The sequence below is a fragment of the Kribbella pittospori genome (genome assembly GCF_004331465.1).
Taxonomy (GTDB): Bacteria; Actinomycetota; Actinomycetes; order Propionibacteriales; family Kribbellaceae; genus Kribbella; species Kribbella pittospori.
Map to the genome: position 1 here is coordinate 22,552 of NZ_SJKB01000016.1, position 17,260 is coordinate 39,811.

The following is a 17,260-nucleotide window of genomic DNA, read 5'->3' on the forward strand; positions in this document are numbered from 1 at the left end:
CGCTCTCCGCCCCTGGCCTTGTCATCCATGACGCCGAGACATGACCAGACGCCCAGCCAGCGGGGAGGCCGCGATGCCGGAGCACGCCTCGGAGCAGACCCAGGCAGCTGTCCTACTCCGCCGCCGTCGGCTTGTCGACACCACGGCACTGACCCCTCCGGTCCGTCGCTCCGCATGGCAGTGGCTACGCCGGCCGCTGACCATCCAGGCCGGGCTGTCCGCGTTGCAGGCCGACCTGATTCAGCGCGGCTTCCTCCTGTCCGTCGGTCTGTACCGGTACTGCGCCTCCCTGTCCGCTCCCGCGCTCGCAGGGTTCGGCGGCAGGTTGCTGGACCTGCTCGACGCGGAGTCCGGTCACAACGCTGAGCATGTGCCGCTGTTCCGCGGATTCCCCGAGAGCGTGCCGGGCAACACCGAGACCTTCTACGTGAACCGCGTGTTCGCGCGACTGCTGCAGGAGCCCGAGCAGCCGTGTGTCTTGTGCGGAGACACGAAGTCGGTGCACGCCGTCTCGCCCTGCGCCCACCTGGTCTGCCGGACTTGCTGGGACGGCTCCGAGCTGAGCGCCTGTCCGCTGTGCCTGCGGCGGATCGATCCGCTCGACCCGTTCCTCAAGCCGTCCTTCCACGAGGTGCAGCCGGCTCACGTCCGCTCCGATCGCCTTCGCCTCCTCTCGCTCGCGCAGTCCGCCACCACCAGGACGACAGTCCACGACCTGCTGGTACGACGCTCCCCGCTGTCCGCCGTGGATCGCGCGGATCTGCAGGTGCTGTTATCCGGTGCGGATCCGTCCTGGCTGCCGGACGACATCCCGGTCCGCGAGACCCGGGCGCTCGTCATCGCGCATTTCCTGGCCGACCATCCCGACCTGATCGATCGGGCCGGCACGGCAACCGACGTACTGCGGGTGTTGCATGCGCTGATGGATGCCGATCCGGGGTTGAGGACGCCGCCGGCCCGGCGGAAGTCGTTGCCTCGGGCAACTCGACGGCTGGTGCTTGCGCGGCTCGACCGACTGCCGGCCGAGCACCTGGTCGAGGACATGCTGCGGCACGAACGCGCGTGGAAGCGGATGGCGGAGAACTTGCATCCGTTCGAGTTCGCGACCCGTCACCCGGTGGCGGCGCTGGCGTTCGCGATCCTGCGTCGTACCGATCTGGATCTTGGTACGGCGGCGGGGCGGGCGGTGCTGGGCGAGGCTTCGCAGCATCCGTTCGTGCGGCTCGAGGGCAAGCGGCTCGCGACGAGCACGTTCGCCTCTCGCGTCGAGGGTGCGTTGGCGGACGGGCGGCCAGGCCATGCGCTCGACCTGCTGCGTCAGCGGCCGGGTGAGTTGGTGCGTCGCCTGGTCCAGTTGGCGCGCGCGTTGCCGCCGGATCAGCACGGCGCGTTGGTGGACGCTCTGGCGACGGCCGTCTCGGACGTGTCGCCCGTGGTGATCACTGCCGCGATCGGTCAGGTCCGTACGCCGCCGGGCGATCTGCGGTTGTTCTTTCCGCGCGGCGGGACGGCGCGGATCTGGACGTCGGTGGACGAGCGCGAGCCGCTGCCCGCCGATACTGCTTCCGCGCTGACCGACGTACTCGTGGGTGAAATGTTGCGCCGGGCAACGGCTCTGCCGCGGCTGCGGCGGGTGTTCCTGGACGAGGAGCTGGCGCGGCTGGCGGCCCCAGGTTCGGAGCGGAACGCTTCGTCGACGTTGCGGCGGATGACGCGGGGGAGTGCGGTGCCGATCCCGCCGGACGAGTTGCTGCGGCTGTTCCTGCACTGGGTCGAGCCGTCCGGCCGGCGGGTGGATCTCGATCTGTCGGTTGCGGTGTTCGACGAGGAGTGGGCGTTCGTCGGACTGTGCGACTACACGCGGTTGCGGTTCGATCAGGACGCGCTGGTGCACTCCGGCGACCTCACGTCCGCGCCCGCGCCCGGTGGTTCGACCGAGTTCGTGGATCTCGACCTGGGCGCGGTGCGGCGGGTCGGCGGGCGGTATGTGCTGCCGGTGGTGTTCAGCTACAACGACGTACCGTTCGACGAACTCGAGCGCGGGTTCGTCGGGGTGATGCGACAACCGACCGGCCTGTTCGACCCGGCTGCCGTCGACGAACGCTTCGATCTGGCCGGGCCGGCGAAGATCCTGCTCCCGTTCGGCGTCGACCTGCACACGAAGGAACTGCGCTGGTACGACGTCAACCTCGGCGCGGCCGGCTACGGGCACAACATCGCGCGGTACGGCGGTCACATCGCACTGATGGCGGCGACGCTGGAGGACGTGCACGGCTCGGGCGATCGGGTGAGCCTGTGGGAGGTCTGCTGCTGGCATGCGGCGGCCCGCTCCGACGAGGTCGTCGTACGGTGCGCCGACGGCTCGGTCGTCGGGTACGTGCGTGATCCCGCCGAGGATCCGGCTGCCTTCGCTCGCCGCCTGACGGCCCGCCTGGAGCCGGACCGCCCGTGGGACGAGGATGCCGCGAACCGATCCGACTTCGCCGCGGTGCTGACCGGCAATATCACTCCTCGCCACGGCGCGCAGGTCTACGCGTTGCACCCACACCTGCTCGATTCCGCGGCTCACACCTTGATCGACGCTCCGCAGCTCCTGAGCGCGCTGGCCCCCGACACGCGGGCGCACGCGCCGCTCCCCACCTGACCGGGTCGCGCTTCCTGAGAGATCCCTGTGACGGTTCTGACAATTCCGTGACGTTGCCGCGTCCGGTTCTTTGGGATGCCCGGGGTACGGGAGTACAACGGAAGTGACTGCGAAGGGAGCCACGCATGACGTACGACGTGGTGGTGCTCATCGAGCGGGAGATGAGCGAGGGCGACGCGCGCCGCGTTGCCGCCCTGCACGCAAGGTATGAAGAGTCCGTCGACTACCACCTGCTCGTCTCGAGTCAGCCGGAGAGCGGTTTCGGTGGGCCGCTGGCGTTGCTCGGGGCGACCTTCGACGACGTGGCCGGCCTGCCTGGTCCGGCGGTAGCCCGGGCGGCCAGTACGACGACGACGCTCGCGGACCCGTTGTTCGACCTCGGCTCGGTGATCGAACACAGTTCGCGTCATCTGCGCGGCGCGAGCGGATACCCGGTGAACGTCTCGATCACCCACGGCGAGGTGCTGCTGGCGCTCAAGACACTGGTGAAGACCACAAACAGCCACGAGGTCGTCGTGGTCGCCTGGCCCGAGACCGCCGCCCGCTTCCTCTGCTCCGACTGGACCACCAGAGCCCGCAAAACCCTCAAGGTCCCCCGAGTTCGAATCCTCGAACACGACACCTGAGCCGAATGACGGGTTGTTTCACCGCTGCCGTGATGTAACCGGCCAGCGGTGAGACAAGCCGTTATCCACATCCGCAAGATTCACCATCCCGGGCGCTCGGGAACCCGGCATGTTCTGGAGCATGAACACCAAACTCATGCTCATCGCCGCTGGCCGGGGGGATTGGTTCACGCGAGCAGACGCGTGCGCCGCCGGGTACACGGACGTGGACATCCGCCGGCGGGTGACGGCCGGTCGATGGATCAGGCTCACCAGGGGTGCGTACGCGCAGCCCGGTTCCGAGGTCGCGTCCATGGCCGCGTGGGACCGGGCGGCTTGGGCGCACCGACGCGCCGCGAATGCCGTCTATCAACGCTTGGCGGGTCGCGCCGTTGTGAGCCATCAGTCGGCTCTCGTGTTGTACGGCGTCCAGGTCTCGGAGCTCGATCTACGCCGTGTGCACGTCACCAGGGTGTCCGGGCTGGGCCGATCCGGCTCGACGGTGTGTCAGCATGCTGCGCGTCCGCCGGTCGGCGAGTCGGTCGAGCAGGACGGCGTACGCCTGACTCACGGCGCACGAGCGATCGTGGAGGCCGTCCGCGCAACCAGTTACCCGGTTGCGGTGTCGGTGGTGGACCAAGCGTTGCGACGCCGAGTCGCCACGGCCGAACAGTTGACGACCGCCTTGAGCCTGTTCGACGGCCGGCCTGGCAACAACACGGCGACTCGCGCGGTGCTGTTCGCAGACAGCCGGTCGGAGTCGGTCGGTGAGTCTCGGCTGCGGGTCATGCTGGCTGACCTGGGCTTGCCGGAGCCGATGTTGCAGGCCGAGATTCGCGACGAGCACGGTGCTCTGGTGGCGCGGGTCGACTTCCTGCTCGCGGAAGACGGCGTCGTCATCGAGTTCGACGGCGCCATCAAGTACGGCGACGGCACCCCGGAGACGCTGATCGCGGAGAAGGTCCGGGAGGACCGCCTCCGGGATCTCGGCTACCAGGTCGTCCGGGTCTGCTGGCCGGCCCGCCCGCTCGACCTCCTGGCCCGCATCCGTCGGGCCATTGGGCGAGCGCGGCCGGGATCGATAGCGGGTTATGTCACCGCTAGTCAGTAGTTGTCCCGCCATCCGTCAAACAACCCGCCAGCGACACCGGCCCAGGCGGCGTCAGCGGGTGGCGGGCTGGTGGGGGAGGCGGACGGCAACCGTCGTCTGGCCTGGGTGGGAGGTGATGGTGATGGTGCCGCCGTGGTGTTCGGTGATGATGCGTTGGGCTATGTCGAGGCCTAGACCGGTGCCCTTGCCGACGTCCTTGGTGGTGTAGAAGGGCTCGAACGCGCGTGCCGCGACCTCGGGTGGCATGCCGGGGCCGGTGTCGGTGAACTCGACCACGATCCGGTCGCCGTCTGTCCGGGTCGTGATCCGGAGCGTCCCGGTGCCGTCCATCGCGTCGACCGCATTGTCGATCAGGTTGGTCCACACCTGGTTCAGCTCACCCGCGAACGCATCGATCCGCGGGACGTCAGCGCCGTACGCACGGATCACCTCGGTGCCGTCGCGGAGCTTGTGGCCGAGCATGACCAGGGTGCTCTCGATGCCCTCGGTGACGTCGATGGTCTGGATCGACCCGCGATCCATCTGCGAGTACGACCGGACCGCGGCGACGAGTTCGGTGATGCGTCGGGTCGACTCCTTCACCTCGCCGAGCAGAGTCGTCGCAGCGAGCGTGCTCCCGACCCACTCCAACCCAGGCTCCAGAGCATCACCCAGTACGTCGGCCGCGCGCTCGCACCACTCGACATCGGCACCCGCCGCGGCCAGCGGCGGTGCGATCAACCAGTCCCGTTCGACCTCGTGGTCGGCCAGCCAGTCCGAGATGGTGTTCTCGTTGTCGGCCAGGTCGACCGGATCGAGAATCGCCGCCCGGGAGCCGAGCTCCAGGCGCAACGAATCCAGTCGGCCGAACTGATCCTCACTCACTTTCCCCGCGAGACCGCGCAGTGATGACAGCAAGGAGGAGCAGGCCGTGTCGAGAGCGCTGACCGAACGCGAAGCCGCCGCGGCCGGATTGTTGATCTCGTGCGCGAGCCCCGCGGCCAGCGTGCCGAGCGTGATCAGCGCATCCCGCTGCCGAGCCGTCGACTCGATCGCCCGCGCCGTCCCGTAGACACCCTTGATCAGGTGCCCGCCGAGCGGGAACCAGACATCGATCCGCTCCCGCAGGAGGTCGGTCGGCACCCGCAGTACCCGCCCCTCGGCGATACCGCGGCCGCTGGCCAGATAGACGCCGTGGTCGTCCCAGGCGCGGAATCCGCCGGCCCACCGGCCGGGGACGTCCATCTTGCCCATCACGGTGTCCTCGCGACCGATCTTGCGGTGCAACGCGATCGCGCCGTCGACGAGCACCCACCAGAAGTCCGCCGGCTCGCCTTCGTGGAACAGGTCGGCGCCCGGTTCGATCGGCACTGTCGTGCTGCCGTCGATCAGCTCACCGAGTTGAGCGTCGGTCAGTCCCGCAAAGATGGCGAGGTCGCGCAGATCGTCGACGTTCATCAGACTGTCGCCAGGTAGCGGTGGACGAGGTAGACCGACATCGCGCCTTCGCCGACGGCTGACGCGACCCGTTTCATCGAGTCGAGCCGTACGTCGCCGGCCGCGAACACACCCGGCACGCTGGTCTCCAGCGCGTACGGCGGTCGGGGGAGTTGCCAGCGATCCTGCCCGATCAGCTCCGGACCGGTCACCACGAAACCCTTGTCGTCGCGGAGCACCGATTGTCCGAGCCACTCGGTCCGCGGCGAGGCGCCGGCGAACACGAACAGCCAGCCCGACTGCACCTCCTCGACCCGGCCGGAGGCCCGGTCCGCCAGTGTCAGCCCTTCGAGATGGCCGTCGCCGCGGCAGCCCACCACCTCCGTGCGGCAGCGGATCTCGATGTTCCTGACCTTCGCGATCTTGTCGATCAGGTACCGCGACATCGAGCTCTCCAACGCCTCCCCACGCACCAGCAGCACGACCCGCTTGGCGTAGCGCGCGAGGTTCAGGGCCGCCTGACCCGCTGAGTTCGCCGCGCCGACGATGTACACCTCCTCGTCCTGGCACTGCGTGGCCTCGCTCGCCGTCGCTCCGTAGAACACCCCGCGCCCGGTGAAGTCGGCGAGGCCGTCGACGTCCAGGCTCCGGTACGAAACGCCGGTCGCGACGATCAGCGCCCGCGCCTCGATCTCGCCCGATCCCTCGAGCAGTACGGCGTGAACCGGGCCGCGCGACTCGACACCGACAACCGATCGAGCCAGCACCATCTCGGCGCCGAAGCGGGACGCCTGGGCGACGGCCCGCTGCGCCAGGTCGGATCCGGTCAGCCCACGCGGGAATCCCAGGTAGTTCTCGATCGCCGCGCTCAACCCGGCCTGACCGCCCGGCGCCTCCCGCTCGACGATCACGGTGCTCAGCCCCTCGGACGCCGCGTACACAGCCGCAGCTAGTCCGGCGGGACCGCCTCCGACGATGCAGACGTCGTACAGCGGCTGCTCGGCTCGGGTCCGCAGGCCGAGGGCGGACGCGAGGTCCATCGCGGACGGTGCGCGGAGCGTGTCTCCGTCGGGGATGAGCACGATCGGCAGGTCGGCGTCCGTCGCGTTGGCGAGGTCCTGCAGCCGTTGAGCCTCGGCATCGCGATCGACGTCGTACCAGCTGTACGGGACGTGGTTGCGGGCCAGGAAGGTCTTGATGTCGTGCGCGCGATCCGACCAGCGGTGCCCGACGACGCGTACGTCGGAGGTGTGCTCGCGGTTGGCGTGGCGCCAATCGCCGAGCAGGTCGTCGATCACCGGGAACAGTTGGTCCTCGGGCGGATCCCACGGCTTCAGCAGGTAGTAGTCCAGACCGATGTCGTTGATCGCCTTGATCGCGACGTCGGTGTCGGCGTACGCCGTGAGCAGCAGGTACTTCGCGGTCGGCGCCTGCTCGCGGGCCCGCTCGAGCAACTCGATGCCGGTCATCCCCGGCATCCGCTGATCGGTGGCGATCATCGCGATCGGCTGGTTGCGCAAGGCGAGCTTGGTCAGGGCGGCGAGCGCCTGGTCGCCCGACGTCGCCTTGACCACGAAGTAGTCGTCGCCGTACCGCCGGCGCAGGTCACGAGAGATGGCTGCCGAAACCATCGGGTCGTCGTCGACGGTGAGAATCGCAGGTTTGGTCACGTAGTGCCCCCCAGCAGTGGACCGATCCCGTGGTGCCCCCCAGAGGACCGATTCCGTAAGGATGCCACGAGATCCCCCTGACGCGGCAGGGAAAGTTGCCTCAGTCCTCGATCAGGGCGCGCAGCGTTTCCCGTTCGGGTTCGGGCACATACCCGGCGTAGTAGTCGTACATGTTCTGCCGCGCGATCCGCGCCGCCGCGTGACCGTCACCCGCGCGGATCGCCTCCACCACCTCGGCGTGATGCTGCAGCGACTCGAGCATCAGGGCCCGGCTGTTCGAGGCGTGCGCGATCTTGTCCGAGATCAGGCTCAGTACGACGCCGCGGACGACCTCGTTGCAGGTCTGGATCAGCGAGTTGCGGCTGACCTGGGCGATCACGTCGTGGAAGGCGAGATCCGCCTCGCTGAACGCCGCGAAGTCGACATCGATCGCGGCCCGCATCGCCACCAGCGTCTCCTCGATGTCGGCGAGTTGCTCCGGCGTCCGCAGGCGGGACGTGACCTGGATCGCGGCGCCGTCCATGATCATCCGGAACCCGATCAATTCCGCCAGGGTCAGCTCGTCGACGCGGGCGAGCCGGACCATCTGCTTGCGCAGCGCTGACTGGGAGAACGGCAGGATCTCCGGCCCGTTCGGATCGCCGGGCCGCGACCGTACGACGCCGTTGCTCTCGAGAACCCGCAGAGCCTCGCGCACGGTGGAGCGGCTGACCGCGAACTGCGCCACCAGTTCCCGCTCACTCGGCAGTCGCTGACCCGGCGCGAGATCACCGCGAGCGAGCGCGTCCTCGACCTGTTCGACGATCCGCTGGTACGCGCGCACCGGTTGCACCGGCTGGAACTGCGGACCCTTGGTCATCCGGTGCACCCCAATCGTCTTGACAGACCCTTGTGTTCCGACAAACCTAGTGGCCCACTGATACCTAGTCCACTGGTCGGACCAGTCACAGCTGGACGGCGAATCGGCCGTACCGCGTGGCCGCGGTCGCGCGAGCGGACCGGGATGGTCAGAATGCGGCGACAGCTCGAGGCACTGGAGGAGTTCGCGTGAAGTCCCCTTTCAACAAGTTGGCGCTGCCCACCCGTGCGGTCGCGTTCGCCGCTGCGGCGGTCCTGGCCGTGACCGCCTGCTCGGCCGGATCCAGTACGTCGTCCGGTAGCTCACCCGGCGGCGATCAGTCGCTGTCGATCGGCCTGGTCGCCGAGCCGGCCAGCCTCGACTTCACCACCACCGACGGCGCCGCGATCCCGCAGGCACTGCTCGGCAACGTGTACGAGAGCCTGGTCAAGCAGGACGACTCCGGCAAGATCGTGCCGTCGCTGGCGAAGTCGTGGACGGTGTCGCCGGACCGCAAGACCTACACGTTCGATCTGGTCGACAACGCGAAGTTCACCAATGACAAGCCGTTCACCGCGTCCGACGCGGTGTTCAGCATCAACCGGGTCAAGACGGCCTGGACGACCTCGCTGAAGGCCGCGATGGACGTCGTGTCCGGCGTGAAGGCGCTGTCGCCGACCCAGCTCGAGGTGACGCTGAGCAAGCCGAGCAACGACTGGTTGTTCCGGATGACGACCCGGATCGGCGCGATGTTCTCCGAGAGCGGCGTGAGCGCGCTGGCCACCCAGCCGATCGGCACCGGGCCCTACAAGTTCTCCAAGTGGACCCGCGGCGACTCGATCGTGATGGAGCGCAACGACGCCTACTGGGGCTCGAAGCCGTTCTTCAAGCAGATCACGCTGAAGTACTTCAAGGATCCGACCGCGCTGAACAACGCGCTGCTCACCGGCACGATCAACGTGATCGGCACGGTCCAGGCGCCGGAGGCACTCAGCCAGTTCACCAGCAACGACAAGTACCAGGTGATCGAGGGCACCACGAACGGCGAGGTGCTGCTGTCGTTCAACAACTCGCGGCCGGTCTTCAAGGACGTCCGGACCCGGCAGGCGATCCGGATGGCGATCGACCACAAGGCGTTGCTGGACACGTGTTTCGCCGGTCGCGGCAAGCTGATCGGCAGCATGGTCCCGCCGACCGACCCGTGGTACGAGGACCTCACGAGCATCGCGCCGTACGACCTGGCCAAGGCGAAGTCGATGCTGCAGGCATCGGGTGCGGCCGGCAAGACGCTGCTGCTCCGGCTGCCGACGTTGCCGTACGCAACGTCCTGCGGCCAGGTGGTGAAGAGCCAGCTGGAGCAGGCCGGGCTGAAGGTCAAGATCGACCCGCAGGAGTTCCCGGCGGCGTGGCTCAACACGGTCTTCAAGAACGCCGACTACGACATGTCGATCATCGCGCACGTCGAGCCGCGGGACCTTGGTGCCGTGTTCAACGCGACGTACTACACCCGGTACGACGATCCGACGCTGCAGCAGTATCTGGCCGCGGCGGACTCCGGTGACGAGGCCGCGCAGGTCGACAACATGAAGAAGGCGGCGCGGCGGCTGTCCGAGCAGGCCGCCGGCGACTGGCTGTTCCTGCTGCCGAACCTGATCGTCGCGGACAAGGACATCAAAGGCCTGCCCCAGAACGCGATCACCGAGAACTTCGACCTGTCGAAACTGGCGAGGTGACCTGAGTGATCCTCCGCCTGATCGAGCGCACCGGTGTGCTCTTGGTCAGCCTTGCGGTGAGCTCGGTGCTGGTCTTCGCGTTCATGGCCGTGCTGCCGGGCGACCCGGCCCGGGTCGCCCTCGGCGTCAACGCGTCCGAGCAGGGTGTCGCCGAACTGCGCCAGCAGTTCGGCCTCGACCGGCCGCTCACCACGCAGTACGTCGATTGGCTCGGCGGACTGCTGCACGGTGACCTCGGGACGTCGTACGTCTCAAAGGCGGAGATCGGTCCGCAGGTGTTCGACCGGCTGCAGGTGACGCTGCTGCTGGTCCTGGCCGGCATGATCATCGCGCTGTTGATCGCCGTCCCGGCCGGGACTCTGATGGCGGCGCGGCACCGGAAGATCTCCGGCCTGGCACTGTCCGCGGTCTCACAGATCGGCGTCGCCGTACCGGCGTTCCTGGCAGGAATCCTGCTGATCATGCTGTTCGCGGTGAAGCTCGGCTGGCTGCCGGCGAACGGCTGGACGCCGCCGGCCCAGGATCCGGCCATGTTCCTGCAACAGTTGATCCTGCCGGCGTTGGCGCTCGGGCTGGTGCAGGGCGCCGTGCTGACGCGGTACGTGCGCAGCGCGGTGCTCGACGTACTGCGGGAGGACTATCTGCGGACTGCGCGGGCCAAGGGTTTGCGGCCGTTCCAAGCGTTGTGGCGGCACGGTCTGCGCAATGCGGCCGTGCCGGTCGTGACGGTGCTCGGGCTGCAACTGGCGACGCTGCTGATCGGTGCGGTCGTCGTGGAGCGGGTGTTCGTGATCCCGGGGCTCGGCAGTCTGCTGCTGGATGGAGTGTCGAACCGCGATCTGCTGCTTGTCCAGGACGTGGTGATGGTGCTCGTCATCGCCGTACTGCTGGTCAACTTCCTGGTCGATCTCCTGTACGTCGCCCTGGATCCGCGGCTGCGAGTGGGGTCGCGATGAGGCGGCTGAACCCGAGTCTGATTGCCGGCGGCGTGATCGTCGGGGTCATCGTGCTGATGGCGCTGGTGTCGTTCGTCTGGACGCCGTACGACGCGACGTTCGTGGACCCGTCGATCCGGTTGGCGAAGCCGTCGTGGGAGCACTGGTTCGGAACCGACAAGTTCGGGCGGGACGTGCTGAGCCAGATCATGGTCGGCTCGCGGACCACGCTGTTCGTCGGCGTGGTCGCGGTGGGGGTGGCCGCGGTGATCGGCGTACCGCTGGGGATTCTCGCCGCGATGGTGCGGCGGTGGCCGAGCGAATTCATCATGCGGGCGAACGATCTGGTGCTGGCGTTCCCGGCGTTGCTGCTGGCAATCATGTTCGGAGCCGTCTTCGGGGCGAGCACGCTGACCGCGATGATTGCCATCGGCATCGCTTCGGTGCCGTCGTTCGCACGGGTGATCCGGAGCGGCGCGTTGCAGGTGATGCGGACCGAGTACGTGTTGGCCGCGCGGGCGGCGGGACGGCAGCCCTGGCCGATCGCAGTACGGCATGTGCTGCCGAACGTGACGAGTCTGATCACAGTGCAGGCGTCGGTGTCGTTCGCGATCGCGGTGCTGGCCGAGGCCGCGCTGTCGTTCCTCGGGTTCGGTACGCCGCCGCCGACTCCGTCGTGGGGGCGGATGCTGCAGGAGAGTCAGGAGTTCCTGTTCAGTGCGCCACGGTTGGCGATCTTCCCGGGAGTGGCGATCGCGATCGCCGTACTCGGGTTCAACCTGCTGGGCGACGGGCTGCGGGACCGGTTCGATCCGAAGCTGGAGGACCGGCGATGAACGACGTACTCACCGTGCAGGGGCTGACTGTGACGGTACGGGACAAGACGCTGGTCTCGGATGTGGACCTCACCGTCGGGCCGGGGGAGCGGGTCGGGCTGATCGGCGAGTCGGGCTCTGGGAAGTCGCTGACCGCCTTGAGCGTGCTCGGTCTGCTGCCGGAAGACGTCGTTGCCTCGGGCTCCGTACGGCTGACCGGCGTCGACCACGACCTGATCGGCGCGGACGAACGACGGATGTCCCGCGTCCGTGGCCGCGAACTCGCCATGGTCTTCCAGGAGCCGATGACCGCCCTCAACCCGACCATGCGAATCGGCGACCAGATCGCCGAAGCGATGCTCATCCACCGGACGCGGCCCGGTCGCGGTGCCGCCCGGGCCGCCGCTCTCGAACTCCTGGAGCGAGTCCAGCTCCCCGCGGATCTGATGCGCGCCTACCCTCATCAGCTGTCTGGTGGCCAACGACAACGAATTGTCCTGGCCCTTGCCCTGGCCAACGATCCGGCGCTGCTGATCTGCGACGAACCGACAACTGCACTGGACGTCACCGTGCAGGCGCTAGTCCTGGACCTCATCGTCAAGGGCGTCGTCGCTCGCTCATCCGCGCTGTTCTTCATCACGCATGACCTCGCCGTCGTCGCCACCGTCTGCGAACGCGTCCTGGTCATGTACGGCGGCCGCGTTGTCGAGTCCGGCCCGGTCGGGGAGGTCTTCACCAACCCGCGCCATCGCTACACCCAAGGCCTCCTCGCGGCCTCGGACCTGGACACCGCCGACCGGCGTCTCCCCACCATCCGCGGCAACGTCCCAGCTGCCGGCCGGTTCCCCAGCGGGTGTGTCTTCCGCACCCGCTGCCCCCACGCCACCGACATCTGCGCGACCGCTCCCGAGTGGTCCGGGACGAGCGCGGACGGCTTCGCCTGCCATCACCCAGCCGAACCGGTGGCGACTCCTCGACTGCCCGCGGGAGGCGCTCATGCCTGAGATCTACCGCGAACACGTGCCGGCGGCGCACGATCAAGAGGCCGCCCCGGCCATCCAGGTCGTCGACGTGGTCCGCGACTATCCACGTCCTCGCACCTCATTGTTGCGTCCGGCACCGGTCGTGCATGCTGTCCGCGGCGTGAGCCTGGACGTCAAGCAGGGTGAGCGATTCGGCATCGTCGGTGAATCCGGCTGCGGCAAGTCGACCCTGCTCCGCATCATCGCCGCCCTCGACCAGCCCACCTCGGGTCGTGTCGTTGTCGAAGGCACCGACATCACCCGTCTCCCGGAACGCCGGCTGCGGTTCCTCCGCGAGAACCTCCAACTCGTCTTCCAGGATCCGATGAGCTCGCTCGACCCCCGGATGCGGGTCCGCGACATCATCGCCGAACCACTCGTCGTCCAAGGACATCCCGCCTCCGGAGAACGTGTTCGCGAACTGCTGGAGGCGGTCGGTCTGTCCGCAGGTGCGGGTGACCGCTATCCGCATCAGTTCTCCGGCGGTCAGCGTCAGCGCATCTCGATCGCGCGCGCCCTCGCGCCGCGGCCGCGGATCCTGATTGCGGACGAGCCGGTGAGCGCTCTCGACGTCTCCGTCCGCGCCCAGGTGCTCAACCTGATCTCGGACCTGGTCGACGAACTCAACCTCACCCTGGTGTTCGTCTCCCACGACCTGTCCGTGGTCAAGCACGTCTGCGACCGCGTCGCCGTGATGCACGCCGGCCAGATCGTCGAGACCGGCTACACCGGCGACGTGTACGCCGCCCCTCAGCACGCCTACACCCAGCGCCTCGTCTCGGCCATCCCGACCCTTCAGCGGGCGCTCTCCGGTGCAACCACGTCCGACCTGCTCGCGACGAAGGGAGAACCAGCGTGAAACTGCCAGCCGGCCTGCCGATCGGTGAGACCTGGATCGAGGCCCCGTCCACCGCCCCGGTGATCTTCCCGTACGACGGTTCCACGGTTGCCGACGCGCCCGTGGGGAACGTCGAACTGGCCAGCCAAGCCCTCGACCACGCCGTCGGTGTGCGCGAGACGGTCGGCCGGCTGCCGTCGTACCTGCGCCGGAAAGTCTTGCAGAGCGTGCATTCGGCGGTCCTGGCCGAACGCGATGCCTTCGTCGACCTGCTCATCCTGGAGACCGGGAAGCCGATGGTCGACTGCCGGGTGGAGATCGATCGGTCGCTGCTGACCCTGGAGACGGCGGCCGAGGAGGTGGCGCGGCTGCACGGGGAGACTGTGCCGCTGGATCTGCTGCCGAGTGGGGATGGGCTGGTCGGGTTCTGGGTACGGAAGCCGATCGGGGTGGTCGTCGGGATCACCGGGTTCAACTATCCGTTGTTGCTGGCGGCCCATAAGATCGCTCCCGCATTCGCGGCCGGTTGCCCGATCATCATCAAGCCGGCGCCGCAGACTCCACTCGCGACGTTGTGGCTCGTGCATCTGATGCGCTCAGCCCTGCTCGAGGCGGGAGCGCCGGAGAGCGCCGTACAGCTGGTCACCGGGGGAGTGGATGTCGGGGCGACGCTCACCACGGACCGTCGGGTTGGCGCTGTCTCCTTCACCGGGTCGGCTGCGGTCGGTCACCAGATCGCGCGTGACGCGGCGCCTACCAAGGTGCTCCTTGAACTCGGGTCCAATTCGGCGCTGGTGGTTGCCGCCGATGCCGACCTGGACGCGGCCGCCGACGCCATCATCCGAGGCGGGTACTACGCCTCGGGCCAGGCCTGCATCTCGGTCCAACGCGTCATCGCCGTCGACTCCATCCACGCCGCCCTCCTCGACAAACTCAACGCTCGCCTCCCCTCAGTAGTCGTAGGCGACCCCCGAAACCCCGAGACCCGGGTGTCCGCACTCATCGACCCCAAGTCCACTGCTCGAGTCAGGACGTGGATCACCGAATCCCGGACCGCAGGTGCCGCCGTCGCCTATCCGAGCACCGACACCGCCACCGAGGTGCTCGGTCCGACGGTGTTGACCGACGTACCGGCCGGGCAGCTGGCGTGGGATGAGGAGATCTTCGGGCCGGTGATCGCCGTACGGTCAGTGCCTGATCTCGACACCGCGTTCCGGACCGTGAACGAGTCGCGCTACGGGCTGCATGCCAGCGTCTTCACGTCCTCGCTCGACACCGCGTTCACCGCGATCGACCGGCTCGACGTCGGTGGTGTGGTGATCAACGAGGTGCCCGGCTTCCGCTCCGACGTCATGCCGTACGGCGGAGTGAAGGACTCCGGCATCGGCCGCGAGGGACCGCGCTTCGCGATCGAGGAACTGACCACCACCCGGATGGCCATCATCCGCCCGCGCCCCTGAGAGGTGAACCCGCCCGTGACCGACTACGCGAACCTCTTCCGCCTGGACGGCAAGCACGTCCTCGTCATCGGCAGCGGCAGTGGGATCGGCAGGGAGAGCGCACTGGCCCTCGCCGCCCACGGTGCCCGCGTCACCTGCGCCGACCGTGACCTCCCCGCCGCCGAGCAAACCGTCGCCCAAGGCAACGGACTCACCGCGTACGAGTTGGATGTGCTCGACGACGACGCGATCACCCGGGCGGTCGCCGAGCTCGGGGACGTCGACGTACTCGTGTTCACCGCGGCGACCAACGTGCGCAAGCGGATCCTCGACTACACCGGCGAGGACTTCGACCGCGTCGTGGCGCTGAACCTGCGCGCGTCGTTCCAGCTGGTGCGTGCCTTCGGCAAGCAGATGGCGGAGCGGGGGAGCGGCAGCATCATCGGGTTCAGCTCGATCCGCGGTACGACGGTCGAGCCGGGCCAATCGGTGTACGCGGCAACCAAGGCCGGGCTCGTCCAGCTGCTGAGGACGGCAGCGGCCGAGCTCGGTCCCCGCGGCGTACGAGTGAACGCGATCGCGCCGGGCGTCGTCGAGACACCGCTCACCGCCCAGATCAAGGCGAACCAGGCCTGGTACGACGCCTACGCGCAGAAGGGAGCGCTCGGCCGCTGGGCCGGCCCGGAGGAACTCGCCGGCGCGGTCGTCTACCTCGCCTCCGACGCCGCCAGCTTCGTCACTGGAAGCGTCCTGGCCGTGGACGGCGGCTGGACCGCAGTCGATGGCCGCTTCGATCCGCCCAACTGAGGAGCATGCATGACTCTCGCTGACCTGACTGCGACCGAGCTGGTCTCGAAGTACCGCGATCGTGCGCTCTCACCGGTCGAGGTGATCGAGGACGTGCTCGCGCGGGTCGAGGAGCTCGAGCCGCGGATCTGCGCGACGTACGCGCTCGACCCGGACGGGGCCCGCGCCGCGGCACAGGAGTCCGAGGGGCGCTGGCGTGACGGCACTGCCGGTCCGCTGGACGGCGTACCGGTCACCGTCAAGGAGAACATCGCCACGCGTGGCACCCCGGTCCCGCAAGGCACGGCGGCGACTGAGCTCATCCCGGCCACGGAAGATGCACCGGCGGCAGCGCGTCTGCGGGAGGCGGGAGCCGTCATCTTCAGCAAGACGACGATGCCGGAGTACGGGATGCTCTCGTCCGGCGTCTCCACGTTCCATCACCTGACTCGCAATCCGTGGGATCTGTCGAAGACCGCCGGGGGTTCGAGCGCCGGCGCCGCGGCGGCTGCGGCGGCTGGCTATGGTCCGATCCACGTCGGCACGGATATCGGCGGATCGATCCGCCTGCCCGCCGGGTGGTGCGGCATCGTCGGCATCAAGCCCACGCACGGCCGGATCGCGGTCGGCAACCCATACCCCGGCCGGGCGATCGGCCCGCTGACGCGTACGGCGCGAGACGCCGCGCTGGCGTTGTCGGTCATGTCCGGGTACGACTCGCGCGACCACACATCTTTCCCCTCGACCCCAGAGAGCTACGACGACAGCGCTCTCCCTGATGGTCTCCGCGTGGCTCTCTTGCTGGATGCCGGTTTCGGACTGCCCGTCGACCCCGAGGTCACCGCAGCAGTCTCGGCGGCGGCCGCCGTATTCGAGAAGGCCGGCGCGACCGTCGAACCGATCGGCCCGATCATCACCCGCGAGATGCTCGACGGCCTGGACCGCTTCTGGCGGGTCCGGTCAGCCGTGGACATCGCCGCGCTGCCCGAGGACCGCCGCGCCAAGGTCCTCCCGCAAATCCGTTCCTGGGTGTCTACGGCGGGCGACCTGTCCGGTTTCGACGTCTTCCACGGGTACAGCCAGATGGGCGCCATGGCGGCCGCGGTCACCGCGATCTTCACGTCGTACGACGTCATCTTGTCGCCGGTGGCTCCGATCACGGCGTTCCCGGCCGAGCTGGCGTACCCGACCGACGATCCGTCGAAGCCGTTCGAACACATCGCGTTCACGGTTCCGTACAACATGTCAGCGCACCCGGCGACCACGGTGAACGTCGGCTGGTCCGCCGCGGGCCTGCCGATCGGCGCGCAGCTCGCCGTACCGCATCATCAGGATCTGACCGCGCTCGGTCTGGCCGGATACCTCGACAGCCAGCGGACCGAGCGGAGAAACTGGCCCATGGGGTGAG

General features: G+C 68.4%; 14 protein-coding genes. 11 read left to right on the forward strand and 3 right to left on the reverse strand.

The genetic code is table 11. The features are described from left to right. Positions 1–73: 73 nt before the first annotated feature. The 3 genes from E0H73_RS36395 to E0H73_RS36405 all read left to right on the forward strand — a co-directional run bounded on the left by E0H73_RS36395 (position 74) and on the right by E0H73_RS36405 (position 4,360). Positions 74–2,644: an MXAN_6230/SCO0854 family RING domain-containing protein gene (locus E0H73_RS36395; RefSeq protein WP_131364239.1), complete on the forward strand. Its 2,571-nt coding sequence runs from the start codon at positions 74–76 to the stop codon at positions 2,642–2,644. Between the two features lie 125 nt (positions 2,645–2,769). Continuing rightward, positions 2,770–3,270, forward strand: coding sequence for a hypothetical protein (locus E0H73_RS36400; protein ID WP_131364241.1), 501 nt, complete (start codon positions 2,770–2,772; stop codon positions 3,268–3,270). Between the two features lie 121 nt (positions 3,271–3,391). Continuing rightward, positions 3,392–4,360: a type IV toxin-antitoxin system AbiEi family antitoxin domain-containing protein gene (locus E0H73_RS36405; RefSeq protein WP_131364243.1), complete on the forward strand. Its 969-nt coding sequence runs from the start codon at positions 3,392–3,394 to the stop codon at positions 4,358–4,360. Positions 4,361–4,411: 51 nt separating this feature from the next. Here E0H73_RS36405 and E0H73_RS36410 read toward each other — a convergent pair whose 3' ends face one another. The 3 genes from E0H73_RS36410 to E0H73_RS36420 all read right to left on the reverse strand — a co-directional run bounded on the left by E0H73_RS36410 (position 4,412) and on the right by E0H73_RS36420 (position 8,305). Beyond that, positions 4,412–5,797: a sensor histidine kinase gene (locus E0H73_RS36410; RefSeq protein WP_131364245.1), complete on the reverse strand. Its 1,386-nt coding sequence runs from the start codon at positions 5,795–5,797 to the stop codon at positions 4,412–4,414. Continuing rightward, on the reverse strand, positions 5,797–7,446 hold the full coding sequence (locus tag E0H73_RS36415; RefSeq protein WP_131364246.1) for an FAD-dependent oxidoreductase: 1,650 nt from the start codon (positions 7,444–7,446) through the stop codon (positions 5,797–5,799). Before E0H73_RS36415 ends, E0H73_RS36410 begins: the two co-directional genes overlap by 1 nt. A gap of 100 nt (positions 7,447–7,546) precedes the next feature. Next, positions 7,547–8,305 carry a FadR/GntR family transcriptional regulator gene (locus E0H73_RS36420; protein ID WP_131364248.1) on the reverse strand — a complete coding sequence of 253 codons (759 nt, stop codon included), beginning with the start codon at positions 8,303–8,305 and terminating at the stop codon, positions 7,547–7,549. A 188-nt stretch (positions 8,306–8,493) separates the two neighbouring features. On the opposite strand from E0H73_RS36420, the gene E0H73_RS36425 reads away from it, so the two are divergent. Genes E0H73_RS36425 through E0H73_RS36460 form a run of 8 tightly spaced genes read left to right on the forward strand, consistent with a single transcriptional unit; the run spans position 8,494 to position 17,259 of the window. Further along, the gene (locus E0H73_RS36425) at positions 8,494–10,017 is read left to right on the forward strand and encodes an ABC transporter substrate-binding protein (protein ID WP_238164503.1); all 1,524 of its coding nucleotides are present in this window, start codon (positions 8,494–8,496) and stop codon (positions 10,015–10,017) included. A gap of 5 nt (positions 10,018–10,022) precedes the next feature. Then, entirely contained in the window at positions 10,023–10,973 is a 951-nt protein-coding gene (locus E0H73_RS36430; RefSeq protein WP_131364250.1) for an ABC transporter permease, read from the forward strand. Continuing rightward, positions 10,970–11,788: an ABC transporter permease gene (locus E0H73_RS36435; RefSeq protein ID WP_131364252.1), complete on the forward strand. Its 819-nt coding sequence runs from the start codon at positions 10,970–10,972 to the stop codon at positions 11,786–11,788. Before E0H73_RS36430 ends, E0H73_RS36435 begins: the two co-directional genes overlap by 4 nt. Next, positions 11,785–12,771, forward strand: a complete 987-nt coding sequence (locus E0H73_RS36440) for an ABC transporter ATP-binding protein (RefSeq protein WP_131364254.1) — start codon at positions 11,785–11,787, stop codon at positions 12,769–12,771. The genes E0H73_RS36435 and E0H73_RS36440 overlap by 4 nt, the downstream gene beginning before the upstream one ends. Further along, complete coding sequence (locus tag E0H73_RS36445; protein WP_131364256.1) at positions 12,764–13,648, forward strand: ATP-binding cassette domain-containing protein; 885 nt, start codon at positions 12,764–12,766, stop codon at positions 13,646–13,648. The genes E0H73_RS36440 and E0H73_RS36445 overlap by 8 nt, the downstream gene beginning before the upstream one ends. Then, positions 13,645–15,087 carry an aldehyde dehydrogenase family protein gene (locus E0H73_RS36450; protein WP_131364258.1) on the forward strand — a complete coding sequence of 481 codons (1,443 nt, stop codon included), beginning with the start codon at positions 13,645–13,647 and terminating at the stop codon, positions 15,085–15,087. The genes E0H73_RS36445 and E0H73_RS36450 overlap by 4 nt, the downstream gene beginning before the upstream one ends. A 15-nt stretch (positions 15,088–15,102) precedes the next feature. Further along, the gene (locus tag E0H73_RS36455; RefSeq protein ID WP_131364260.1) at positions 15,103–15,873 is read left to right on the forward strand and encodes an SDR family NAD(P)-dependent oxidoreductase; all 771 of its coding nucleotides are present in this window, start codon (positions 15,103–15,105) and stop codon (positions 15,871–15,873) included. A 9-nt stretch (positions 15,874–15,882) separates the two neighbouring features. Continuing rightward, positions 15,883–17,259 carry an amidase gene (locus E0H73_RS36460; RefSeq protein WP_131364262.1) on the forward strand — a complete coding sequence of 459 codons (1,377 nt, stop codon included), beginning with the start codon at positions 15,883–15,885 and terminating at the stop codon, positions 17,257–17,259. Position 17,260: the final 1 nt, after the last annotated feature.